Origin of the sequence: Acinetobacter geminorum (assembly GCF_013009345.1) — a bacterium.
In the GTDB taxonomy this organism is placed as follows: domain Bacteria; phylum Pseudomonadota; class Gammaproteobacteria; order Pseudomonadales; family Moraxellaceae; genus Acinetobacter; species Acinetobacter geminorum.
This window is the reverse complement of sequence record NZ_JABELE010000064.1, coordinates 1-263: the sequence shown is the minus strand read 5'-3', so window position 1 is coordinate 263 and position 263 is coordinate 1. Positions and strand designations below refer to the sequence as shown.

Below are 263 nucleotides of genomic sequence, written 5' to 3'. Positions count from 1 at the left end.
CTGCAATGGACCGCCGACGGCAAGAGCTCCGGGGAAATCGCCATCATCCTGAGCATTTCCGAGAGCACGGTGAACTTCCACCACAAGAACATCCAGAAGAAGTTCGACGCGCCGAACAAGACGCTGGCTGCTGCCTACGCCGCGGCGCGGGGCCTCATCTGACGCGCAGGGCGCGCCGGCCGGCGCGCCCTACCAGATCTGGCAGGTTGCCTGCCGTTCATCCTCCTTTAGTCTTCCCCCTCATGTGTGTGCTGGTATGTCCT

1 protein-coding gene is annotated in these 263 nt (G+C 62.7%); it reads left to right on the top strand.

Going from position 1 to position 263, the window contains the following annotated elements:
• Positions 1-162: LuxR C-terminal-related transcriptional regulator (locus HJG58_RS18705; RefSeq protein ID WP_216076603.1), on the top strand; the 162-nt coding region annotated here is incomplete at its 5' end.
• Positions 163-263 lie beyond the last annotated feature (101 nt).